General features: G+C 64.0%; 15 protein-coding genes and 1 pseudogene. 7 read left to right on the top strand and 9 right to left on the bottom strand.

Going from position 1 to position 23,540, the window contains the following annotated elements:
- Positions 1–137 precede the first annotated feature (137 nt).
- Positions 138–1,745, top strand: coding sequence for an ABC transporter substrate-binding protein (locus tag H8A92_RS08315; RefSeq protein ID WP_229195352.1), 1,608 nt, complete (start codon positions 138–140; stop codon positions 1,743–1,745).
- Positions 1,746–1,951: 206 nt separating this feature from the next.
- Here the strand turns inward: H8A92_RS08315 and H8A92_RS08310 are convergent, their stop codons facing one another.
- Both H8A92_RS08310 and H8A92_RS08305 read right to left on the bottom strand, forming a co-directional pair.
- Positions 1,952–4,186, bottom strand: coding sequence for a CHASE2 domain-containing protein (locus tag H8A92_RS08310; protein WP_229195351.1), 2,235 nt, complete (start codon positions 4,184–4,186; stop codon positions 1,952–1,954).
- A gap of 108 nt (positions 4,187–4,294) precedes the next feature.
- The gene (locus H8A92_RS08305; RefSeq protein ID WP_229195350.1) at positions 4,295–8,452 is read right to left on the bottom strand and encodes a VCBS domain-containing protein; all 4,158 of its coding nucleotides are present in this window, start codon (positions 8,450–8,452) and stop codon (positions 4,295–4,297) included.
- A gap of 593 nt (positions 8,453–9,045) precedes the next feature.
- On the opposite strand from H8A92_RS08305, the pseudogene H8A92_RS08300 reads away from it, so the two are divergent.
- Positions 9,046–9,791 (top strand): annotated as a pseudogene (locus H8A92_RS08300) (transglutaminase-like cysteine peptidase).
- A 172-nt stretch (positions 9,792–9,963) separates the two neighbouring features.
- Here H8A92_RS08300 and H8A92_RS08295 read toward each other — a convergent pair.
- From H8A92_RS08295 to H8A92_RS08270, 6 genes are all read right to left on the bottom strand, one after another.
- Entirely contained in the window at positions 9,964–11,163 is a 1,200-nt protein-coding gene (locus H8A92_RS08295) for an ABC transporter substrate-binding protein (protein WP_229195349.1), read from the bottom strand.
- 82 nt (positions 11,164–11,245) lie between these two features.
- Complete coding sequence (locus tag H8A92_RS08290) at positions 11,246–13,084, bottom strand: AMP-dependent synthetase/ligase (RefSeq protein WP_229195348.1); 1,839 nt, start codon at positions 13,082–13,084, stop codon at positions 11,246–11,248.
- 128 nt (positions 13,085–13,212) lie between these two features.
- Positions 13,213–13,992 carry an ABC transporter ATP-binding protein gene (locus H8A92_RS08285; RefSeq protein ID WP_229195347.1) on the bottom strand — a complete coding sequence of 260 codons (780 nt, stop codon included), beginning with the start codon at positions 13,990–13,992 and terminating at the stop codon, positions 13,213–13,215.
- A 10-nt stretch (positions 13,993–14,002) separates the two neighbouring features.
- The gene (locus H8A92_RS08280) at positions 14,003–14,761 is read right to left on the bottom strand and encodes an ABC transporter ATP-binding protein (RefSeq protein WP_050403853.1); all 759 of its coding nucleotides are present in this window, start codon (positions 14,759–14,761) and stop codon (positions 14,003–14,005) included.
- Complete coding sequence (locus H8A92_RS08275) at positions 14,758–15,909, bottom strand: branched-chain amino acid ABC transporter permease (protein ID WP_229195346.1); 1,152 nt, start codon at positions 15,907–15,909, stop codon at positions 14,758–14,760. The genes H8A92_RS08280 and H8A92_RS08275 overlap by 4 nt, the downstream gene beginning before the upstream one ends.
- Before the next feature lie 9 nt (positions 15,910–15,918).
- Entirely contained in the window at positions 15,919–16,794 is an 876-nt protein-coding gene (locus H8A92_RS08270; protein WP_021080282.1) for a branched-chain amino acid ABC transporter permease, read from the bottom strand.
- Between the two features lie 293 nt (positions 16,795–17,087).
- Here H8A92_RS08270 and H8A92_RS08265 point away from each other — a divergent pair, with 293 nt between their 5' ends.
- Complete coding sequence (locus H8A92_RS08265; protein WP_229195345.1) at positions 17,088–17,840, top strand: ABC transporter ATP-binding protein; 753 nt, start codon at positions 17,088–17,090, stop codon at positions 17,838–17,840.
- Positions 17,837–19,357 carry a permease gene (locus tag H8A92_RS08260; RefSeq protein WP_229195344.1) on the top strand — a complete coding sequence of 507 codons (1,521 nt, stop codon included), beginning with the start codon at positions 17,837–17,839 and terminating at the stop codon, positions 19,355–19,357. Before H8A92_RS08265 ends, H8A92_RS08260 begins: the two co-directional genes overlap by 4 nt.
- Before the next feature lie 8 nt (positions 19,358–19,365).
- Here the strand turns inward: H8A92_RS08260 and H8A92_RS08255 are convergent, their stop codons facing one another.
- The gene (locus H8A92_RS08255) at positions 19,366–20,250 is read right to left on the bottom strand and encodes an alpha/beta fold hydrolase (protein ID WP_229195379.1); all 885 of its coding nucleotides are present in this window, start codon (positions 20,248–20,250) and stop codon (positions 19,366–19,368) included.
- A gap of 218 nt (positions 20,251–20,468) precedes the next feature.
- On the opposite strand from H8A92_RS08255, the gene H8A92_RS08250 reads away from it, so the two are divergent.
- The 3 genes from H8A92_RS08250 to H8A92_RS08240 are packed head-to-tail and all read left to right on the top strand — an operon-like array spanning position 20,469 to position 23,334.
- On the top strand, positions 20,469–21,296 hold the full coding sequence (locus H8A92_RS08250; RefSeq protein WP_229195343.1) for an MBL fold metallo-hydrolase: 828 nt from the start codon (positions 20,469–20,471) through the stop codon (positions 21,294–21,296).
- Between the two features lie 44 nt (positions 21,297–21,340).
- Positions 21,341–22,390 carry an amidohydrolase family protein gene (locus H8A92_RS08245; RefSeq protein ID WP_229195342.1) on the top strand — a complete coding sequence of 350 codons (1,050 nt, stop codon included), beginning with the start codon at positions 21,341–21,343 and terminating at the stop codon, positions 22,388–22,390.
- Between the two features lie 11 nt (positions 22,391–22,401).
- Positions 22,402–23,334, top strand: coding sequence for a GNAT family N-acetyltransferase (locus H8A92_RS08240; protein ID WP_229195341.1), 933 nt, complete (start codon positions 22,402–22,404; stop codon positions 23,332–23,334).
- Positions 23,335–23,540 lie beyond the last annotated feature (206 nt).

The following is a 23,540-nucleotide window of genomic DNA, read 5'->3' as shown; positions in this document are numbered from 1 at the left end:
GGGGAATAGTTCTTCAGCAAATTACCGCTAGGCGCGTCATTTCTTCCCACCTTAGACTAAGGTGGGGCAATGCTGCCTATTCTGGCATCATGCTTGCAAGTTTTGGCTCTGACTTCCCCACCAACGGAGCCTTTAATATGCGTGCGCGCAATTCGATCCTGATGGCGGCAATGGCGCTTGCCCTGACTGCGGGCTGGCCTGCCTTATCCGCGCGAGCGGAGTCCATTGTGCGCTACGGCATTTCGATGGCCGACATTCCGCTGACGACGGGCCAGCCCGACCGCGGCGCCGGCGCGTATCAGTTCACGGCCTACACGATCTACGACCCGCTGGTGGCCTGGGAGATGGACGTGGCCGACCGGCCGGGCAAGCTGGTGCCTGGGCTTGCGACCGAATGGAAGGTCGACGACAACGACAAGACCAAGTGGCGCTTCACGCTGCGCAAGGGTGTGAAATTCCACGACGGCAGCGACTTCAACGCCGATGCCGTGATCTGGAATCTCGACAAGGTGCTGAACGACAAGGCGCCGCAATTCGACAAGCGGCAGAGCGCGCAGGTCAAGACCCGCCTGCCCTCTGTCGCCAGCTACGCCAAGATCGACGACGCGACCATCGAGATCACGACCAAGACGGTCGACTCCTTCTTCCCCTACCAGATGCTCTGGTTCCTGGTCTCGAGCCCCGCGCAATATGAAAAGCTCGGCAAGGACTGGGACAAGTTCGCCAGCCAGCCCTCCGGCACCGGCCCGTTCAAGCTGACCAAGCTGGTGCCGCGCGAGCTCGCCGAGCTGACCAGGAATCCGGACTATTGGGACAAGAAGCGGCTCGCGAAGGTCGACAAGATGATCCTGATCCCGATGCCGGAGGCGCTCACCCGCACCAACGCGCTGCTGGCCGGCCAGGTCGACCTGATCGAGACGCCGGCGCCCGATGCCGTGCCGCAGCTCAAGGCCGCCGGCATGAGGATCGTCGACAACGTGACGCCGCATGTCTGGAATTATCACTTAAGCGTGCTGCCGGGCTCGCCCTGGACCGACATCCGCCTGCGCAAGGCGCTCAACCTCGCGATCGACCGCGACGCAGTCGTTGGACTGATGAATGGATTGGCAAAGCCGGCCAAGGGCCAGGTCGACCCGTCGAGCCCATGGTTCGGCAGGCCGACCTTCGAGCTGAAATACGACCTCGCGGCCGCCAAGAAGCTGGTGGAGGAAGCCGGCTACTCCAAGGACAAGCCGCTGAAGACCACCTTCATCATCGCCCAGGGCGGCACCGGGCAGATGCTGTCGCTGCCGATGAACGAATTCCTGCAGCAGAGCTTCAAGGAGATCGGCATCGACATCGACTTCAAGGTCGTGGAGCTCGAGACGCTGTACTCGCACTGGCGCAAGGGCGCAGCCGACGAGATGAACGCCGGCATCACCGCCAACAACATCGCCTATGTCACGTCGGATCCGCTGTATGCCATCGTGCGGTTCTTCCACTCCGGCCAGGTGGCGCCGACAGGCGTCAACTGGGGCGGCTACAAGAACCCGAAGGTCGACGCGCTGATCGACGAGGCCAAACAGACCTTCGACAGCACGAAACAGGATGCGCTGCTGGCGCAGGCGCACGCGCTGATCGTCGACGACGCCGCGCTGGTGTGGGTGGTGCACGACACCAATCCGCACGCGCTGTCACCGAAAGTCAAAACCTTCGTGCAGGCGCAGCACTGGTTCCAGGATCTGACGCAGATCGGGGTGGAGTAAGCTTGTTGGCCGTCGCCGCGCAAATCTCTCCGCCGTCGTCCCGGCGAAGGCCGGGACCCATACGCCGCGGCGGTGGCAACAGGCACGCGGCCAGACGGCTTTCTAACAATACCCATTCGTGGTTATGGGTCCCGGCTTTCGCCGGGACGACGCCGGGTTTGTGGCGTCTATTTTCGTCGTCAGCCGGGACGACGCAGGGTTAGCGCCTATTTCGTCGTCAACGCAAAGGCGCCGTCCCAATCGTCCGGCGGCGGCTCTTTCTGGAAGGCGCGGATGCGCGCCTCATAGAGACGGTAGAGGTATTGCAACGACTGCGCCTCGTCGGTCTTGCGGCCACGCTCGATCGCGGCCAGCGCGCCGTCCCAATCACGGCCGCGGTAGCAGGCGAGCATCTCGATGGTCAGGTTGCGCAACCGCTGGAAACGGCCCGATTGGGCAACGTCCTCGCGGCCGGCGATCGCATAGATCACCTCGGGCTCCTTCTTGCCCTTGACCATGATGAAGTCGAGCTCGAGGATCGCGAACTTCTCCTTCACCGCGAGCGCGGTCTTCGATCCCACGATGATCGGGAAGCCGTACTCCTTGGACTGCCCCTCGAGTCGCGCCGCTAGATTGACGCTGTCGCCGAGCACCGAATAATTGAACTTCAGATCGGATCCCATATTGCCGACCACGCAGGTGCCTGTGTTGAGGCCGACGCCGATGTTGAGCGGGACATAGACGTGACCGCCGTCCTTGGCCTCCTGCTCGCGCGTCTCGTTGAGCTGGTCGACGCGCTCCAGCATGTCGAGCGCGGCCTCGCAGGCGTTGAGGTGGTGCTGCTTGTCGTCGAGCGGCGCATTCCAGAACGCCATGATGGCGTCGCCCATATATTTGTCGATATAGCCTTTGCGCGCGAGGATCGCGTTGGTGAGCGGGGTGAGAAAGCGGTTCATCAGCGCCGTGAGGCCCTGCGGATCCCTCTTGTAGGTTTCCGAGATCGAGGTGAAGCCACGCATGTCCGAGAACATGATGGTCATCTCGCGCTCCTCGCCGCCGAGCACGAGCCGTTCCGGCGCGTTGGCAAGCTGCTCGACCAGCGCCGGCGACATGTACTGCACGAACTGCGACCTGATCTGCCGGCGCTGCTGCTGCTCGCGCACGAAGGCGGAGAAGATCAGCGTCAGGTAGATCGCCGTGGTCGACATCAGCGGATAGGTGAAATCGATCAGGAGCCGGTGCTGGGAGTAGAAGTACCAGGACGTGCCGGTCAGTACCGAGGCGAACATCCCGCCGACCACGACGAGCGTGATCGGACCGAACTTCGGCGCGAAGGCGATGACCAGGAGCCCCATGATCAGCGCGGCGAAAAACTCGATGCCGATGCCGTAGTTCGGCTGCGAAACGACGTCGCCGGTCAGCGCGCTCTCCAACACCTGGGCATGAACCTCGACACCGGGCATCGCCGGCGTCACCGGCGTGGTCTTGATGTCGTTGAGCCCGACCGCGGAGGTGCCGATCAGGATCAGCTTGCCGGCGATCCGGTCCGGCGGGACGCGCCCATCCAGCACGTCGACGGCCGAGACATAGATCGAGGGGTCGCGGCGCGCGTAGTGAATCCAGAGCTGGCCGTGGAGATCGGTCGGGATCGCAAAGCCCTTGAGGCCGAGACTCTGGATACCGGCCTTGTCGGTCTTGATCAGGATAGTGCCCGAACCACTCGCCACCCGCAGCATCTCGAAGCTCAGGGACGGCATAGTGATGCCCTGCGCCACCATGATCATCGGGACGCGGCGCACGATGCCGTCGCGCTCCGGCCTGATCGTGAACAGGCCGCGGCCTGCGGCGGCCTCCTCCAGCACCGGCACGTTGCGCAGCAACCCCGGAAACATGAACATAAAGGGCTGCGGCTCCTCGCCGAGCGTCGCAAGCCCGGTGACCGGAAGCCTTTCATTGAGGTCGGCGCGCACGTTGGGGCCACCGGATTCGCCGAGCACCACGCGCGAGCTTCTGATGGCCTCGGCGAAGATGCTGTCGTTGCTCGGCAACTGCCGCAGCCTGGCCCGCATTTCCTCGTCGAGATTACTGAACGTATCGGCCGCGATATCGGGGTTGAGGCGATCCGGCTCGGAGAACACCGCGTCGAACGCGATCACCACGGCGCCGAGCCGGGTGAGATTGGTGACGATGTCGGCGAGCCGCGTTCGCGGCCAGGGCCATTGCCCGAGCCGGGTATCGGCGAGGCTCTTCTCGTCGATATCGACGATGGTGACCGGCCGCGCGGTCTTCCGGCGCGGCTCGATCACCTGGAACGTGTCGAACGTCCGGACGCGAAGCTCCTGCACCGGAGCCGGATCCACGACCCGCAGCGCGGCGAGGCCGATCAGCAGCCCGACGCAGGCCAGCCGCGCATAACCGAAGCGCCGTCCGAACCACCTTCGTATCGCCTTCAGCCGTCTCATGCCGTCTGGATATCACGCGCGCGGAGTTGTTCCAATCGCCGCAAGCTGCGCAATGCACAATCAGCCCGGTCAAATGCACCGCCTCTGGCAGCGCGGCCAGGAGATCCTTCAGGTGACGTGAAGCAGGAAGTCGTTGTGGCCAAGCTCCGAGGGCGTGACGTTGCGCAGCGTAATGGTATCCGCGCTGTCGATGGTGATCAGCGTATCCGCCGCGTTGGTCGGCGATTGCGCGACGTGCTGGCTGATCCAGGTATCGACGCTGCTGGTCGAGACGACAGCGGTGAGGTCGATATGGTCGAGGCCGGGCTTGAAATTCATGATCGTGTCGTGGCTGAAGTTCGCCGCGAACACAAACTGGTCCTGGTAACCCGCCGTCCCGAACAGCACGTCCTTGCCGGCGGTGCTCGTGAGTGTCACCGGCGCGGTCGGGTTTTGCTGAACGTTGAAGATCAGGTTGACCGTATCGCTCGCGCCATTGCCGTCGGTCACGGAGAGCGTGACCGTGTCGGTCGGCGCGGTGCCCGGGTGATAGGTGAGGACCGACGATGAGAGGGCTGCGTTGATATCCGCCAGGTGGCCGGCCTGCGCTGGTGGCGTCACGCTGCTGCCTGAACCGGCCGTCGTGGCCGCCAGGGTGAAATTCTCGACAGCGGTTGCATCGACGTCCGTCACGGTCAGGCCGGAGATTGTCTCGGTCCCGTTGGCATTTTCGACGATGGTGACGTTATCGGTATGAATCACGGGCGCGTCATTGGCGCCGACGACATCGATCGTCAACGTCGCGGTCCCGGCCGCGCCGTGCGCGTCGATCGTCTCGACAGTGAACGTGTCGGCATAAGTCCCCTTGGCCAACGCGTTGATCGCGGCATCATTGGGAACATAGCTGTAGGTGCCGTCCTTATTGACCGTGAGCGAGCCGTAGAGGCCCGTGATGGCCGAATTGACGGCAACGTGGTCCGAATTGAGGCCGGCGTAGGTCAGCGTCGCGGTCTCACCATCGTCGACGTCATGGCCGTGCAGCGTGCCGGTCAGCGGGCTGAACGTGTCATAGGCCGCGGTATCGGTGAGCGTGCCGGCATTGACGTCCGCGAGCGTCGGCGCGTCGTTGGCGCCGTTGATCGTGATGGTCACAGGCGTGGTGATGACGCCGCCATGATGGTCATCGACCTGGATCGTGTAGGTCAGCGTCAGCGTCTCGCCGACGGCGAGATAATCGAAATTCTTGTCCGCGGCCGAGAAGGTCCAGGTGGACGATCCCGTCGCGCCATTGGTGGCATCCGTCAACGTGCCCAGCGACAGCCAGTTCAGGACGGTGGACGTGTCCTCGGGCAAACCCGTGGCCGCCCCGGTTTCCGCCACGCCGGTGATGGTGACGGAGTGGATGTCGCTGAGGTCCACGTCGGTGAACGTCATCGTGCCCGATGCGCTGTCCGGCTTGGATGAACCGGTCGTGTCGGGTTGCTCGGCAATGGTGGCCGCCTGCGGTGCCGAGGTGACAATTGGCGCATCGTTGCTGCCGGTAATCGTGATCGTCACCGGTTCGCTGATCACGCCGCCATGATGGTCGTCGATCTTGACGGTGTAGGTCAGCGTCAGCGTCTCGCCGGCGGCAAGATAATCGAAATTCTTGTCGGCAGCCGAGAAGGTCCAGGCCTGCGATCCGGCCACCCCGCCGGTCGAATCGGTCAGCGTCCCCAGCGAGAGCCAGTTCAGGACCGTCGACTCGTCCTCGGGCAGGCCCGTGGTCGTTCCGGTTTCCGCCACGCCGGTGATCGACACGGAGTGAGTGTCGCTGAGATCGACGTCGGCAAACGCCACTACGCCCTGGGCGACGTCCGGCTTCGATGAACCCGTCGTGTCGGGTTGCTCGGCAATGGTCGCCATCGGCGGTTCCGACGTAAACGTCGGGACGTCGTTGGTGCCCGTGATGGTGATCGTCACGGGCTGGGTGACGACGCCGCCATGATGGTCGTCGACCTGGATCAGGTAGCTCAGCGTCAGCTTCTCGCCGGCAGCGAGATAGTCGAAATTCTTGTCGGCGGCCGAGAACGTCCAGCCGCTCGATCCGGTCACGCCGCCGGTCGAATCCTTCAGGACGCCGAGCGATATCCAGCTCAGTATCGTCGCCTGATCGGGAAGCCCCTTGGTCACGCCCGTTTCGGTGACCCCGGCCACGGTGATGCTGTGGGTGTCGCTGAGATCGACGTCGGTGAAGGTGACCGTACCGGACGCGGTATCCGGCTTCGTCGAACCGGTCACCCCTTCGGTCTCGGTGATGGCAGCCGCCTGGGTCGGCGAGGTGATCACCGGCTTGTCATCGGTGCCAACGATCGTGATCGTGACGGGGACCGTGACGACGCCGCCATGATGGTCATCGATCTGGACCGTGTAGATCAGCGTCAGCGTCTCGCCAACGGCGAGATAGTCGAAACTCTTGTCGGCGGCCGAGAACGTCCAGGAGCGCGATCCGGTCACGCCATCGGTCGAATCGGTCAGTGCGCCCAGCGACAGCCAGCTCAGCACGGTGGCCTGGTTGGCAAGTCCGCTGGTAACGCCGGCCTCGGTGACGCCGGTGATGGTGACCGAGTGCGTGTCGGTGAGGTCAGCATCGGTAAACGTCACGGTGCCGTGCGCCGCATCCGGCGCGGCGGAATTCGTCGTCCACGGGAGTTCGGTGATCGAGCCGACCTGCGCCGCGGACGTCACGACCGGCGTGTCATTGGTGCCGGTGATCGTGATGGTGATGGTCTTGAAGCCGGTCTCGTTGCTCAGCTGGTAGTTGTTATCGACGCGCACGAGATAGGTCAGCGTCAGCGTCTCGCCGGCGGCCAGAAAGTCGAACGCGCCGTCGGCAAGGCTGTAGGTCCAGCTCGCCGAGCCGATGTTGGTGTTCTGCGGATTGGGGTCGAGCAGCAGCGGGATCTCGACGGCATTGATGGCCGCGCGCTCCGCCGCCGTCAGCGACGAAGTCACGTCGTGGCCGCTGGCGTCCCGGTAGCTGAACGAATTGAAACTGACCGTCGCGGTCGGCTTGTCGCCGAGATTGACGTCCACCCATGTGATCTGGCCGGTCACCGTGTCGGGCTGCCCGCTATGGGTCTGCCCGGGCAGTTCGGCGAACGCACCATCCTGTGTCACGACATGCGGCGCCCCGGGGATATGGTCGGACCTGCCGGGCGCAGCCTGTGACTGGGTATCGTTGGTCAAACCCAGCAGAAAGCTTGTCGGCACGACAGCGTCGCCGGTAGCGAGCTTGAGGATGGTCGTGAACGGGACGATGCTGTCCGTGAAATTCGTCGTCAGCTTGGTGTTTGGATTCGAATTGTCGGTGAACTTCAACGCGAAGACATCGGAGATCAGCTTCTGCGCGTCGGTCGACAGTTGCGCCGACGAGACGAAGCTGACGCTGCCCTGGCCGTTGACGATGGTCTGGGTGCCGGCCTGGTCGACGGTTGCGATCGGATTGAGCGTCGTCTTGTCGAACAGGATGTAGGAGCCGGTGCTGCCATCGGGTTCGACCAGCACCTGGAATTTGGCGGGCGGCACGCCACCGGTGCCTTGGACGTCGAAATCGATCTCGACCAGCACCGCGGTGCCGCGGATGCCCATGGTCGCGACCGGCGTATCGACCTTCATGTCGCCGTGCTTGGCGGTGGCGCCGGCCACGAACGAGATCGTGCCCGAGACGAGGCTCATCAACGACGAATTGCTCGACCCGTTCGGGTCATAGATCATCTCGTTCAGCACCATCTTGGCGTTCGGTCCGAGACCGAACACGGTGCCGTCGATGAAGGTGATGCCGAGCGTCGAGTCGCCGCCGGACTGCACCACGTCACCCTTGTTGACGGCGTCGCCCTGGTTCAGGACGATCGCGACGCCGTTGCGAATGGCGGTGGCGCTGCCCGCCAACTTGGTGACATGGCCAATGACCTTGGCCGGTTCGGCGGCGCCGCCGGCCTGCGCATATTGGGTGTAGCCAGTGAGCGCGTTGACGAGGTCGCCGGTGAGATGCGCGCCTTCAGGCGATGCCAGGGCGGCGTGCTTCTCGCCCTTGAAGTAGTCGCGCAGGACGAGTTCCCGATCGTCCTTCGAGATGACGAGATCAAGCCCGGTCCGCTTGAAGTCGCCGGTGAACAGCAATTGCCCGTCGTCGACCGTGATCGCGCCAGGAGGAGCATGCGAGGTAACACTTTCGACGTATGCCGAGCCGCGGACATAAGCGTCCACGCTCGGCGAATGGCCGTCGAATTTCCCAACGAAGTTCACTGCGGATCACCGCACGAGGGTTAATATTGGTAAAGTATCCGAATGATTACGCCTGCATATCATCGGATAAAGCTTGGCGAAACCATCCTTTGCTTTCGCAAGGTGTGCTGGCCGCGCCATTTGGGTGGGTGTGACTTGGCTCACTCTCGGAAGAGCTATGTAGTCAGAACTTGACTGACGGTACCATGAGATGGGATTCGAGCCAAGATGCGTACTGAGCCACGTATTCGTGGTATTGACTGGCATTTCTCTACTTGCCTTTATTTCCCCACAGCCCCGAGGGGTCATTTGACCCGATTTTTCCGGCTAAAGCTGTGACTTGGCTTACAAATCGCAGCAATCCTGTGCCCGGACTGGCCGGGTTAACCAGAAAGCAAGCATGAGGCGTTTCGCGGTGGAAAAAGGTTCGCCGGTTCGTTTCACAAACCGGTAAAGTTTTCGGGACCCCGGGCAGACGCCCTTCAGCCTGCCGTCCGGATTGCCCACATCTTAAGTCGATTCGAAGGGATCGTTGGCCATGCTCGCGCATGAAACGATCCGGTCGCGTGTGCGGTGTAGTGTCCACCCGCCGATGAGCGGACAGGGGGTGTCACATGGGATTCTCGCTTCGCTCGTTTGCGCTGCGTTCCGTCATGTTGGGCTTCGGGTTGGTGCTCGCGGCGTCGGTCACCGAGCTCAATGCCGCCTCGATACTTTCGCCCGGCCCGTCGTCGCTGATCAGAAAATCAATCGAGCCGTTCGGTCTGGCCACCAGCCTGCTTGCCGGCGGCGGCCTTTACGATAAATGGCTCGGCGTGCAGCGCCAGCTCGCCGGCGAACTGGTGCAACTCGCAGACTGCGAGAGCGATCGCGCCGGCTGCGCGTCGCCGGAGGCGCTGCGGTTCCTGGCGATCGTCGATGCCGGACGGGCGCGCCAAGGCGCGCGCGGCTGGGCGAAATCAACCGCGCGATCAACCTTGCGATCCGTCCGGGCAGCGATCTTGCAACCTACGGCGAGCCCGACGTCTGGGCCACGCCGCTCGCCACCTTCGCGCGCGGCAGCGGCGATTGCGAGGACTATGCGATCGCGAAATTCGTGGCGCTGCGCAAGGCCGGCGTCGCGCCGGACGATTTGCGCATCGTCGTCATGCATGACCTGCCCGGCGGCGAGGACCATGCCGTGGTCGCGGCGCGGCTCGACGGCCACTGGCTGATGCTCGACAATCGCCGCATGGCGATGATCGAGGACAGCGACATCAGGAGTTTCCGGCCGACCTTCGTGATCGACCAGAATGGCGTCAGCCGCTACGTCGATGCGCCGCTGGTCACCGAAGCCGCGTGGCGGCCTGCTGCGCGGTGAATTGATCGCTACGGGACGTAACGGCCGTAAGTCGTGATTGCGAGGAGCGAAGCGACGAAGCAATCCATGCCGCCGCGCTTGCGGAATGATGGATTGCTTCGCGGAGCCTGTCATCCGGCGGCGCTTCGCGCCGACCGGGTGGCTCGCAATGACGGCCAGCTCGAACTGCGCTTCAGAACATCAGATTGTCTTTCACCAGAACCCAGCGGCCACCCTTGACCTGCTGCACCTGGGTGATGGTGTTGGCGAGATGATCGGTCTTGGAGAACCTGGTCGGCGGCGAGCTGAAGATGTCGAGGAACTTGTCGCCTGACTCCAGCGCGTCGAGCATCTTCTGGCCGGTGAGATCCTTGCCCGCCTTCTGCGCGTAGAAGGCGAAGGTCATCACCGCGTTGTAGCCGATGATCGCCTGGGTGTTGGCGTCGGTGTTGAACATCTTCTTGTAGTTGACCAGCCAGTCCTTCACCTTGCCCTTGGCAGTGTCCTCATAGGGAATCTCGAAGCCCGAGGCGGCGTAGAGCCCTTCGACGGCCTCCTTGCCGAGCGCCGGCACTTCGAGCACGTTGGTCGGGGTGGCGCCGAGGAAGGTCACGTCCCAGCCGAGCTTTCTGGCCTCGTTCATCGCGCCGATGGTTTCGCGGATCACGGTGCCGAGCACGACGAGATCGCAGCCGTCGGACTTCATCTTGGCAACCTGCGCCGAGAAGTCGGAGGCGCCGCGCTTGTAGCTCGTGACCGAGGCCGGCGGCACCTTCATCGCGCCGAGCTGCTGGGTGAAGCCGTCGAGCACGTTCTTTCCGTACTCGTCGTCCTGGTGCATGATGCAGGGCTTCTTGAAGTTCTTCCATTCCATCATGTATTTGAGCGCGGCGCGCGTGCTCTCGACATAAGGCAGGAGGTTGTTGAACTTCAGCCGCTCCTGCGGCTTGGCGGGATCGAACTTGAAGGTGAATTCGGCGGCGGTCAGCGGGAACAGCTGCAGCACGCCCGCATCGAACAGGATATCCTGCGCCGCAAGCACGGTCGGCGACCCCATCGGGCCGATCATCGCGAACACCTTGTCGCGCTCGACCATCTTCTGCGAGGCCAGCACGGCCTTCTTCGGGTCGTAGCCGTTGTCCTCCAGGATCATCTTGATCTTGCGGCCGTTGATGCCGCCGCCGGCGTTGATCTCCTCAACCGCCATCTTCATGCCGTTCGACACCGGAACGCCCCAGACCTTGATCGGGCCGGACAAATCCTGATGCGTTCCGATCACGATCTCGGTCGGTGAGATGCCTTCATTGGTGACCTTGGTCTGGGCTGCGGCCGACAGACAGGTCAGCGCCAGCGCGCTCACCGCAAGGCCCAGCGCCTTCAGCGATTTCGACATTGCAGTCTCCTCCTTACACAACGGCCCATGTTGGGCGAAGGGTCGGGCCTGCTCGCTCCTTCGCCAATTCCCTTTCCGCCGGCTATGCGACCGCCCGCGCGCCATACATGGCGTCGATCTCGGCCGCGTAGCGCTTGTTCACGAAGCTGCGCTTCAGCTTCATGGTCGGCGTCAGTTCCTCGTCCTCGGGCGTCAGCTGGCGCTCGATCAAGTAGAATTTCTTGATGGTCTCGACGCGCGCGAACTTCGCGTTGACCGCCTCGACCTCGCGGTGGATCAGGTCCTGGATCTCGCGGGCCCGGCACAGGCTCGCGTAATTGGTGAACGGAATGTCCTGGTCCTGGGCGTATTTCTCGACATTCTCCTGATCGATCATGATCAGGCAGGTGAGATACGGCCGCTTGTCGCCGATCACGACCGCGTCCGAGACATAGGGCGAGAATTTGAGCTGGTTCTCGATCTCGGACGGCGTGACGTTCTTGCCGCCGGAGGTGATGATGATGTCCTTCATCCGGTCGGTGATCTTGACATAGCCTTCATTGTCGATCGCGCCGACGTCGCCGGTGTGCAGCCAGCCCTTTGCGTCGATCGTCTCGGCGGTCTTCTCCGGCTGGTTGAGATACCCCATGAACAGGAAGTCGCCCTTGATCAGGATCTCGCCCTTCGGACAGATCATCACCTCGCCCCAGGGCGCGGCCTTGCCGACCGAGCCGAGCTTGATGCGGTCGGCCGGCATCATGGTCGCAACGCCGCAATTCTCGGTCTGGCCGTAGACCTCGCGCATGTCGATACCGAGCGCGAGATACCAGCGGATCAGATCCGGCGAGATAGGTGCAGCGCCGGTCAACGCGATCCGGCAGCGGTCGAGCCCGAGCATGCGACGGATGTTGCGGAACACCAGCCAGTAGGCAGCGTGGTTGGCGAGCCGCAGCGACAGCGGCGGCATCTCGCCGTCCAGGCGATACTCGGTCATCCGATTGCCGATCGCGAGCGCGCGGGCGTACATCCAGTTCTGGAACGGGGTCGCGTCCTTCAGCGCGATGGTGATGCCGGAATAGAACTTCTCCCAGATCCGGGGCACCGCAAGGAACGCGGTCGGCTGCACCTCGCGCAGATTGTCCGGCACGGTCTCCGGGCTCTCGGCAAAATTCATCACCGAGCCGAGCGCGAGCGAGATGTAATAGCCGCCGACCCGCTCGGCGACGTGGCAGAGCGGCAGGAACACCAGCCGCTCCTCGCTGTCGGTCGAGGGATAGAGATCATTGGCATGGCGCATCTGGTGCGTCACGCTGCGGTTGGAATGCATCGCGCCCTTGGGCGGGCCCGTGGTGCCCGAGGTGTAGACCAGGATCGCGAGATCGGAGGCGGTGCCGCTGCCGGTCATCTCGTCCCACAAGGCGTCATTGCCTTGTGCATGATTGCGGCCGAGTGCCGCGAATTCGGCGAGCGACAGCACCATCGGGTCGGAGAAGCCGGAGAGGCCCTCCATGTCGAACACGACAATCTTTTCCAGCGTCGGACAGCGCGACCGGCAGGCCAGCACCTTGTCGAGCTGCTCCTCGTCCTCGACGAAGATCACCCGGGTGCGGGAATCATTGACGAGATATTCGACCTGCGCTGCGGAATCGGTCGGATAGATGCCGGACGACACGCCGCCGGCGCACAGGATGCTCATGTCGGCATAGACCCATTCCGGCACCGCATTGGCGATGATCGAGGCGACGTCGCCGGGGCGGAAGCCGGTCGCATGCAGGCCGAAGGCGATGTCCTTGGATATCTGCAGCCATTCGCGCCAGCTGGTCGGCTGCCAGATGCCGAACTTCTTCTCGCGGATCGCGGGCCTGTCGCCACGCGTTTGCACCGCGAGCAGAAAGCTCCGCGCGATCGTGTCGGCAACCGTCAGCACCGCTGGTCCTGCCATGCGCGCTCCCTCCTCTGCCGCTTGTTTCACGCGCCGGCTCGGGCGCCGGTCTTGTTTGCGAAACAGGCCTGAAATCTAGCTCCAACTCTCTCGCAGCGCAGCGTCGACTTTCGTCGACGCCAACCTTCCTAGCGCCAGGTTTTCTTCTTTTTCCAGCGCCGCTCACCCCGGGCGCCGGCTTCCTTGGCGCCGAGATAGAACTCCTGGATATCTGGTGAATTCATCAGCCGCTCGCAGGTGTCGTTCATGACGACGCGGCCGATCTCCAGCACATAGCCGTAATGGGCCGTCTCCAGCGCGATCTTGGCATTCTGCTCGACCAGCAGGATCGACATGCCCTGCTCCTCGTTGACGCGGCGGATGATGGTGAAGATCTCCTTCACCAGGATCGGCGACAGCCCAAGCGACGGCTCGTCAAGCAGCAGCAGCGTCGGCCGGTTCATCAGCGCGCGCCCGATCGCCAGCATCTGCTGCTCGCCGCCCGAAAGCTGGCCGGCCGGCTGGCCGAGCCGCTCCCTCAGCCGCGGAAAATAGCCGTAGACGCGTTCGAGGTCCTGCGCCACGCCGTCGCGGTCCTTGCGCAGATAGGCGCCCATCATCAGGTTCTCGCGCACCGACAGGAACGGAAACACCTCGCGTCCCTCAGGCACATGGCTGAGGCCGAGCCGCACGATCCGGTCGGCCTCCATGCGCTGGATCGGCTTGCCCAAAAATTCGATCGATCCCTTCTGCGGGTCGAGAATGCCGGAGATGGTCTTCAGCACCGTGGTCTTGCCGGCGCCGTTGGCGCCGAGCAGCGTCACGATCCGGCCGCGCGGCACCTCGAGGCTGATACCGCGGATGGCCATGATCGGCCCGTAATAGCTTTCGATGTTGGAGAGCTTCAGGATGATGTCCGGCGTGCTCATGGCGTCATCCTCATGCGCCCAGATACGCGGCGACGACGTCGGGATGGTGCTGCACCTCCGAGGGCGAACCCATCGCCAGCACCCGGCCGTAGTTCAGCGCGATGACGCGGTCCGAGACGCGGTTGACCAGCGTCATGTCGTGCTCGACCATCAGCACGGTGATGCCGAGCTCGCTCTTCATGTCGCGGATCCAGAACGACATGTCGTCGGTCTCCTCGACATTGAGGCCGGACGACGGCTCGTCGAGCAGAATCAGCTTCGGCTCCGAGCACAGCGCCCGCGCCAGCTCGATCACCTTGCGCACGCCGTAGGGCAGGCCCGAGATCAGCTTGTCGCGGTAGGGCTCGAGATCGAGGAATTCGATCACCTGCTCGACCCGGCGGCGGTGCGCCTTCTCGCCGGCGCGGACGCTCGGCAGGAACAACAGCTCCTGCCAGAGCTGCGTCGTGGAATGGCGATGGCGGCCGACCAGGAGATTGCTCAGCACGGTCGCATTCTCGAACAGCTCGATGTTCTGGAAGGTGCGCGCGATGCCGAGCTTCGCGATGTCGTAGGCCGGCTGTTGGGTGATGTCCTGATCCTCGAAGAAGATCTTGCCCGAGGTCGGCGGATAGATGCGCGAGATCAGGTTGAAGATCGAGCTCTTGCCGGCGCCATTCGGCCCGATGATCGAGAGGATCTCGCCCTTCTCGACCGCGAAGCTGACGGCATCGACCGCCTTGAGGCCGCCGAAATGCAGCGACAGGTTCTCGGCGCGGAAATAGCTCATCGATTCCGCTCCGATTTCACGTAGATCTTCTGCCGCTTGAAGGTCGCGCGCTTGTAGAGCGGGAACAGCTGGAAGAAGAGCTTGATCTTGAGCCAGCGGCCATAAAGCCCCAAGGGCTCGAAGAGCACGAACACCACGATGATGATGCCGTAGATCGCGCCTTTGAGTCCGTTGGCGGAAGCAAAGGCCGCGACCGCATCCTGGATGTGGCCTGCGCGCTCGGCGCCGGCGCCCAGCGTGGCCGCAGCGCCCGCGATCACGCCGGGCATGTCGTCCTTCAGATAGGTCAGGAACGGATCGATCATGACCAGGAAGATCGCGCCCAGCACCGCACCATGCAGGCTGAACGTGCCGCCGATCAGGATCACGATGATGAACTCGATCGAGAGCTGCAGCGTGAACATCTCGGGCGAGATGAAGGACAGCTTGTGGGCGAACAGCACGCCGGCGAATCCGGTGATCGCCGCCGAGATCGCGAACGACTTCACCTTGTAGAGCGCGACATTGATCCCCATGCTGCGCGCCGCAGTCTCGCTGTCGCGGATCGCGACGAAGGCGCGCCCGGTCGGCGAGCGCAACAGGTTGAGTGTCCCGACGATGGTCAGCACCAGCACCGCGAGGCAGAGATAATAGAAGGTCGGGCCGTCGCGCGACACCGTGATGCCGAAGAGCTGCATGGTCTTGACCCGCATGCCCTCATTGCCGTTGGTCACGCTTTCCCAGCGCGCCATGATCTCTTCGACGATGAAGGCAAACGAGATCGTGGCAATCACGAGATAGATGCCTTGCAGCCGCAGCGCCGGAAATCCGACCAGCGCGCCGACGACGCCGGTCAACAGCCCGGCAGCGAGGAAGTACACCGGAAACGGCACGTTGAATTGCTGCAGATAGGCCGCGGTGTAGGCGCCGATCGCCAGAAACGCGGCATGGCCGAGCGAGGCCTGTCCGGTGAAGCCGGTCAGGATCAAGAGCCCGACGCCGACCGTCGCGTAGATGCAGACGAAGACCAGCTGGCTCATCAGATAGCTCGAGAGTACATAGGGCGCGATCAGTAGCACCGCCAGCAGCAGGCCGTAGGAATAGACGTAGCCGGAATGCGGAAACAGCCTGATGTCGTCTTCATAGTCGGTCTTGAAGAGAAACCGCATGCTTCCTCCTCAGACTTTCTTGCGCACATGAAGGCCAAACAGGCCTTCGGGCTTGAGCAGCAGCACCGCGAGCAGCACGATGTAGGGTGCGACGTCCTTCCATCCCTGCGGCAGGTAGAAGCCGGCCATGCTCTCGATCACGCCGATCAGCACGCCGCCGACCACCGCACCGGGGATCGAGCCGAAGCCGCCGAGCACCGCGGCGGGAAACGCCTTCAGCCCCAGCACCAGGCCGACATTGGAATGGATGAAGGTGATCGGCGCCAGCAGCACGCCAGCGCAGGTCGCCACCGCCGCCGAGATCGCCCAGACGATCGAGACCACGCGCTTGACCGGGATGCCCATGTAATAGGCAGCCAGCATGTTCTCGGAACTGGCGCGCATCGCGGTGCCGAGCGTGGTGCGGTTGAAGAACAGGTAGAGCAGCGCGCACAGGATGATGGTCGCCGCGATCACCGACAGCTTGTCATAGGCGAGCACCAGGCTGCCGATCCGCAAGACGCCCTGGCTGAACGGCGTTTCGATCTTGAAGTCGTCGGTGCCCCAGATCATGCCGGCAACCGAGCGCAGGAAATAGCCGAGCCCGATCGTCGCCATGATGATGGAGAACTGCGGATAACCGAGGATCGGCCGCACCACGAGCCGCTCGGCCAGCATGCCGAACAGCGCCATGCAGATCACCGCGCCGGCGAAGCCGACCCAGTAATTCAGCCCGAGCATGCCGATGAAGGTGAAGGCGAAAAACCCGCCCAGCATCATCAAATCGCCTTGCGCGAAATTGACGACCTCGGTTGCCTTGTAGACCAGCACGAAGCCGAGCGCGATCAGGCCGTAAACGCAGCCGAGCGCAATGCCGCTGACGAGCTGCTGAACAAAGTCCAGCATCGTTCCCTCCCCGATGCCCGGCGATTCTTATCCGATCGCTCGTTGCATCCCGCCTTCGCACCCTTGTGTCGGGAGCGCTGAAAGCCGCCTATGTCCGCCCCGATTGAGCCAAAACGCCCGTTCCCTGTCAACAAACCGCTAATCCGGCTATATCATCACATTTGCGGAGATTTACCGCAGCACGGACTAATACGGATATCGCGTTCGATTGTCCCCGTGCGATTCACTGCACCGAAACGGTTTTTGTCCAAGGTCACGCAACCGACGAGCGAACTCCCGGATCGCCAAACATCATGACTTCGGAACTGTCCGCACTCGCCGTGCGAGGGTTAAGCAAGCGTTTTGACCGCCCGGCGGTGGACGCGCTCGATCTCACCGTCCGTGTCGGCGAGTTCTATGCACTGCTGGGCCCGAACGGCGCCGGCAAGACCACGACGCTGCGCATGGTGGCGGGGCTGCTGCGGCCCGATGCCGGCTCGGTGTCGATCCTCGGGATCGACGCACTGGCCGACCCGGTCTCAGCCAAGCAGATCATGGCCTGGGTGTCCGACGAGCCGATGATCTACGACAAGCTGACCCCGCTGGAGTATCTCGAATTCGTCGCCGGCCTGTGGGGCATCGATCCCCGCACCTCGGAGAAGTCGGCGCGCGATCTCCTGGCGTCGCTCGGGCTCGAGCCGCATTTCAACGAGCGCTGCGAAGGCTTCTCCAAGGGCATGCGACAGAAGGTGGCGCTCGCCGGCGCGTTGGTGCACGATCCCCGCCTGATCATTCTCGATGAACCGCTGACCGGCCTCGACGCGCTGTCGGCGCGTCACGTCAAGGGGCTGCTGCAGGAGCGCGTCCGCGCCGGCTGCACCGTGATCATGACGACTCACATTCTTGAGGTCGCCGAGCGCATGGCCGACCGCATCGGCGTGATCGCGGCCGGCAGACTGATCGCCGAGGGCACGCTTTCCGAGCTGCGCGCGCAGAATGGCCGCAATGACACCACGCTCGAAGACATGTTCATCGCGCTGGTCGACACCGAAGCGGCGGCCGCGTGAGCTCGACCGCCCATCTCACCTGGTTCGTGCGCCACGAATTCCGCCTGGCCTGGCGCGAATGGCTGGCGATGATGACCGGCGGCCGGCGCCGGCGCAATCGCGTGGTGATCGGCCTCCTGATCTTCGCGGCGATCCTGCATCTGCCGGCGTATGCCGTGGTCAGCCGCTATGCCGATCTGCGGTTTCCGCTCGATCCGTCCTCGCTGATCGTGCTGACCGCGACGATCTTCCTGGCCTGGGCGCTGATGCTGTCGCAGGCAATCGAATCGGTGACGCGCGTGTTCTATGCCCGGGCCGATCTCGATCTGATCATGTCGTCGCCGGCGAAGCTCACCAACATCTTCTCGATCCGGATCGCCGCCATCGCGCTGACGGTGAGCAGCATGGCGCTCTTGCTGTCGACGCCCTTCATCGACGTGCTGGTGTATCTCGGTGGCCCGCGCTGGCTCGCCGGCTTCGGCGTCGTGCTTGCGATCGGGCTGTCGGCGGCCGCCACGGCGATCGCCGTCACCGCCTTCCTGTTTCGCCTGATCGGGCCGAGCCGGACCCGGCTTGTGGCGCAGATCGTCTCCGCCGTCATCGGCGCGGGCTTCGTCATCGCGCTGCAGATCGTCGCCGTGCTGTCCTATGGCACGCTGTCGCGGTTTGCCTTTCTGACCTCGGATACCGCGGCACGAATTGCTCCCGCCCTCGACAGCCTGCTTTGGTGGCCGGCGCGCGCCTCACTCGGCGATCTCGAGATCATGATGCTGCTGCTCGCAGCAAGCCTCGTGCTGCTCGGCGTCGTGATGGCGGTGTTCGCACCGCGGTTTGCCGACACGGTCGCGAGCGTCGCCGCCAATCCGGCTGCGGTCACGCAGGGGCGCGCCCGCGCGTTCCGCCCCGGCTCGCGGCAGCAGGCGTTGCGACGCAAGGAGATCTTGCTGCTGCGCCGCGATCCGTGGCTGCTGTCGCAGAGCCTGATGCAGATGCTCTATCTGTTGCCGCCGGCGCTGATGCTGTGGCGCAGCTTCTCCGGCACCTCGACCGCGATCGTGCTGATTACGCCTGTCATCGTGATGGCCGCGGGCCAGCTCGCCGGCGGGCTTGCGTGGCTGACCATCTCGGGCGAGGACGCTCCCGATCTGGTGGCGACCGCGCCGCTGCCGCCGTCGCGCGTGACCCGTGCCAAGATCGAGGTCGTGCTGATCGCAATCGCCGTGGTCTTCGCGCCGCTGGTGGCCGCATTGGTATTCGCCTCGCCGCAGCAGGCTGCGGTGACGGCAATCGCGATCATCATCGCGACCGCATCCGCTGCCGCCGTCCAGCTCTGGTTCCGTGCGCAGGCCAAGCGCAGCCAGTTCCGCCGGCGCCAGACCTCCTCCCAGATCGCCACCTTCGCGGAGGCCTTCTCCTCGATCGGCTGGGCCGCAACCGCGGCATTGGCGCTGACGATTCCAGGAGCTGCGCTGGTCAGCGGCATCCTGACGCTGATGACGCTCGCCATCGCCTGGAAGATCAGCCCGCGGCAAGCGTGAGACCGCGCTTAAGCCCTCATCACCTCGATCACCGCCGCGGCAAATGCTTCAGGGGCTTCCTGCGGCACATTGTGGCCGACGCCCGGAATTGCGCGATATGCCAGGCGGCGGGAGTACTTTGCCGCGGTACGAGTGCCGTCGGACACGAACGTCACGCCATCGTCGGCGCCGTCGAGCGAGATGGCCGGGACCTTGATCACAGGCAATGCGGCGAGCCGCCGCTGCAGATCGGCATATTGCGGGTCCCCTTCGACAACGCCGTAACGATGCCGGTAGCTGTGGATCACGACGTCGACATAATCAGGATTGTCGAATGCGACCGCAGTCCGCTCGAAGCAGGCCTCGTCGAACGCCCAGGTGGGGGACCATTGCGACCACAGGATTTTCGCGATGCCGCGCCGGTTGGCGGCAAGCCCTGCGCGCCCCCGCTCGAGCTGGAAGTAGTACTGATACCAGAGCGGCACCTCGCGCTCCGGCGGCGCCGGCACCATTGCATGCGCAATGTCCTGGATCACGTAGCCATTGGTGCAGACCAAGCCGATGCAGCGTTCCGGCCACAGCGCCGCGCCGATCGACGCGGCGCGGCCGCCCCAGTCATAGCCGGCGAACACTGCGCGCTTGATGTCGAGCGCATCCATCAGCGCCATCAGGTCGGCCCCGACCGCGGCCTGCTCGCCCGAGCGCGGCGTCGCCTTGTCGCGGAATACCGTTGGCCCGTAACCGCGCAGATAGGGCACGATGACCCGGCAGCCCTCCGCCGCCAGTATCGGCGCAACGTCGACAAAGGAGTGGATGTCGTAGGGGAAGCCGTGCATCAGCAACACGGCCGGACCGTCCGCCGGGCCGGCCTCGTAATAGGCGATGTTGAGCACGCCTGCGTCGACATGGCGCAATGGCTCAAGCCGTTTGGTCGATGACGCACGTGGCGAAGAGGCGGTGTCGGTCACGCAGAACTCCCTGATCTCCATGATCTGCACGGCATGGTAGCGCGTCGCGGCGCGATAATCGCCTGGATCGTGTTGCAATCAGCGCCATGGAGCGATGCGCTGGTCTCATCATGACGGCAAGGCCATTGCGCGATAGGCTGGCGCCGCCAATGACGGGACAGGTCATGCTGAGATTGCTCGCCGCGCTCGTCTTGCTGGGAACCTTGGCCAGCCATGCCGTCGCGCAAGATGCCCAGCGCAGCGAATGCCTGGCGATGGCCAACGCGCCGCCGCGCGCCATTCCGGTGAACTTCCGACGCGTCGCTGCCAAGACAGCCACCAAGGCCGACGAGGTCGCGATCACCTATGCCGGCCATTCGACCTATTATATCGACACGCCCGGCGGCGTCCGGATCGCGACCGACTACAACGGCGTCTATCAGACCGGGCGATTGCCCGACGTCGCGACCATGAACCGGGCCCACGCGACGCATTACACGCTGTTTCCCGACCCGAAAATTCCCCATGTGCTGCACGGCTGGGGCGAGAACGGCCAGCCCGCGCATTACGCTGACCGCATCGGCGACGTCTATATCCGCAACGTCACCACTGACATCCGCCGCTATTGGGGCGAAGATTCCGGCGGCGAGATGATCAAGGACGGCAACTCGATCTTCATCTTCGAGGTCGCCGGTCTCTGCATCGGCCATCTCGGCCACCTCCACGTCAGGCTCGACGACAGCCATTTTGCGGCGATCGGCCGGCTCGACATCGTGATGGTGCCGATCGACGGCACCTATACGATGTCGCTCGACGGCATCTCCGAGATCACCAAGCGGCTGCGCGCATCGGTGGTACTGCCGATGCACCGCTTCGCCACCCCGCTCGATGAGTTCATGCGCCTGATCGGCCAGCAATTCGAGATCGACCGCCGCGGCGGCGAGCGTACCTTACGGATTTCGCGCGACACCCTGCCTGCGACGCCGACGGTGATCATTCTCGACGGCGTGTAATGTCTCTGTTCAAGAAGAAGCAAAACCAACGGGAGTGAAAATCGATGGCCAGCACGTTACCCGCCTCCGCCAGCGGGCTCTATGCCGATCCGCGCGAAGACTGGCTCGCCCAATACGCCGAGGAGATCATCGATGCTGACAGGCCGATCGTCGATCCGCATCACCACCTCTGGGATCGCGGGGGCTTGCGCTACCTGATCGAGGACATGCGCGACGACATTGCCTCAGGTCACAACATCGTGGCCACCGTCTATGTCGACTGCCGGTCGATGTACCGCGCCGATGGCCCGGAAGCGTTCCGCCCGGTCGGCGAGGTCGAGTTCGCAAACGGCGTCGCGGCGATGGCGGCGAGCGGAGGCTACGGCAAGGCGGCGATCTGCGCCGGCATCGTCAGCCACGTTAACCTTCTGATCGGCGACCAGGCCAAGGCGGTCCTGGAGGCCGAGATTGCCGCCGGCAACGGCCGGTTCCGCGGCATCCGCCACTCCTCGGCCTGGGACGAGGACCCCAATGTCGCCCACATGTATGCAAACCGGCCGAAGGGAATTCTGCTGGATGCCACCTTCCGCAAGGGGTTTGCCTGCCTGGCGCCGCTCGGCCTGAGCTTCGATGCCTGGTTGTTCCATCCGCAGATCGGCGAGCTCACCGACCTCGCCCGCGCCTTCCCCGACACACGGATCGTGCTCGACCATTGCGGCGGCCCGGTCGGCACCGGCCGCTTCGCCGGCAAGCGCGCGGAAACCTTTCCGCTCTGGAAGGCGTCGATCCAGGAGATCGCCACATGCCCGAACGTCGTGGTCAAGCTCGGCGGGCTGGCGATGTGCCTGCTCGGCTATGACTTCCACCTGCGCCCCCGGCCGCCCTCGTCGGAGGAACTCGCCGCCGCCTGGCGGCCCTATGTGGAGACCTGCATCGAGGCGTTCGGCCCGAACCGTTGCATGTTCGAGAGCAACTTCCCACCTGATAAGGGACAGTGCAGCTATCAGGTGATCTTCAACACCTTTAAACGGCTTGCATCACAATATAGCGAAGCCGAGAAGACGGCGTTGTTCTTGAAGACGGCAAAGGATGTCTATCGGCTCGATATCGGGTAAACTTCCGACTCATGGATGACAGCATCACCATCCGGCCGCTTCGAGAGGCTGATGCGGAAGCGGTGGTCGCACTTTACGCAAAGACAGCCGCGGTGGAACCGCGGCTAGGCCCTGTCACGCTGCCGCAATGGGACCAGTTCCTGAAGCTGCCGCAGAACCGTGGCGGGCGCGACTTTCGTGTTGCCGAGCTGAATGGCCGGCTGGTCGGGCTCGCCGAGTCCTCGCTGCGCGACCAGGGCGCGCACCTTTCCCGCTTCCTCAAGATCGTCGTTGCGCCCGAGATGCGGCGCCGCCGGATTGGCCTCGCGCTGGTCGACGACGTCCTTGCGATCGACACCGACGCCGATCTCACCGTGCAGACGCTGGTGAGCAGCGACTGGCCGGCGGGAATGGCCTTCGTCGCCGCTTTCGGCTTTGTTCACGTCGAGTCCGAGATCGGGATGACATGCGTCGAGCCGTTGCAGCCGGCGCGCACGCTCGCGGCCGCCCGTGCCACTATCGAGCAGGTCTCAGACGTCACCGCCTGCGCGGGCGAGGTCGCGCGCATCCACAACGCCGCCTATGCCTCGGACGCCGCATTCCGGCTGTATTCGCCGGAGGAAATGGCGCAGGTCCTGACCGAGAGCGAAGTCTGGATCGCCTCGGAGGACGGACAGATGTCGGGCTTCTGCCTGACCGAACCGGAGCGGAACTCGATGTGGATCGAGTCGGTCGCCGTCGACCCGGCGCGGCAGGGACGCGGGCTCGGCCAGCTCCTGGTCTATCGGGTGCTGAGCGCACACGACGTTTCGGTCGAACATCCCTGCTGGCTCAATGTCTCGAGCCGCAACGCCCCCGCGCTGAAGATCTATCGCCGCCTCGGCTTCCGGCCGCAGCACGAGACCTGCCGCTTCCTGGCGATGCGAGGCGAACTGATCGCCGCGCGCGAGCGGCGGTTTCAATAGCCCTCTGCAACGTTAGTCCGGCGCCGCAAACCTATCCCCGTCACCCTGAGGTGCGAGCGAAGCGAGCCTCGAATGGCGAACGGCCGGGCCCTCTCCGCGCCACGATATCCGGGCCGTGCATCCTTCGAGGCGCGCAAGGGCGCGCACCTCCAGCGACAACGGCGAAGCCGTTGCGCGGGGATGACGGGACTGAGCCGCGCGCAAAC

The sequence above is a fragment of the Bradyrhizobium acaciae genome (assembly GCF_020889785.1).
GTDB lineage: Bacteria > Pseudomonadota > Alphaproteobacteria > Rhizobiales > Xanthobacteraceae > Bradyrhizobium > Bradyrhizobium acaciae.
The sequence above is the reverse complement of the archived record's forward strand: the minus strand, read 5'-3'. Positions and strand labels throughout refer to the sequence as shown.

Bases quoted from the DNA above. Each gene is read 5' to 3' on its own strand.
- H8A92_RS08315 (WP_229195352.1), top strand. From the start codon at position 138: ATGCGTGCGCGCAATTCGATCCTGATGGCGGCAATGGCGCTTGCCCTG.
- H8A92_RS08310 (WP_229195351.1), bottom strand. From the start codon at position 4,186: ATGAGACGGCTGAAGGCGATACGAAGGTGGTTCGGACGGCGCTTCGGT.
- H8A92_RS08295 (WP_229195349.1), bottom strand. From the start codon at position 11,163: ATGTCGAAATCGCTGAAGGCGCTGGGCCTTGCGGTGAGCGCGCTGGCG.
- H8A92_RS08290 (WP_229195348.1), bottom strand. From the start codon at position 13,084: ATGGCAGGACCAGCGGTGCTGACGGTTGCCGACACGATCGCGCGGAGC.
- H8A92_RS08285 (WP_229195347.1), bottom strand. From the start codon at position 13,992: ATGAGCACGCCGGACATCATCCTGAAGCTCTCCAACATCGAAAGCTAT.
- H8A92_RS08280 (WP_050403853.1), bottom strand. From the start codon at position 14,761: ATGAGCTATTTCCGCGCCGAGAACCTGTCGCTGCATTTCGGCGGCCTC.
- H8A92_RS08275 (WP_229195346.1), bottom strand. From the start codon at position 15,909: ATGCGGTTTCTCTTCAAGACCGACTATGAAGACGACATCAGGCTGTTT.
- H8A92_RS08270 (WP_021080282.1), bottom strand. From the start codon at position 16,794: ATGCTGGACTTTGTTCAGCAGCTCGTCAGCGGCATTGCGCTCGGCTGC.
- H8A92_RS08265 (WP_229195345.1), top strand. From the start codon at position 17,088: ATGACTTCGGAACTGTCCGCACTCGCCGTGCGAGGGTTAAGCAAGCGT.
- H8A92_RS08250 (WP_229195343.1), top strand. From the start codon at position 20,469: ATGCTGAGATTGCTCGCCGCGCTCGTCTTGCTGGGAACCTTGGCCAGC.
- H8A92_RS08245 (WP_229195342.1), top strand. From the start codon at position 21,341: ATGGCCAGCACGTTACCCGCCTCCGCCAGCGGGCTCTATGCCGATCCG.
- H8A92_RS08240 (WP_229195341.1), top strand. From the start codon at position 22,402: ATGGATGACAGCATCACCATCCGGCCGCTTCGAGAGGCTGATGCGGAA.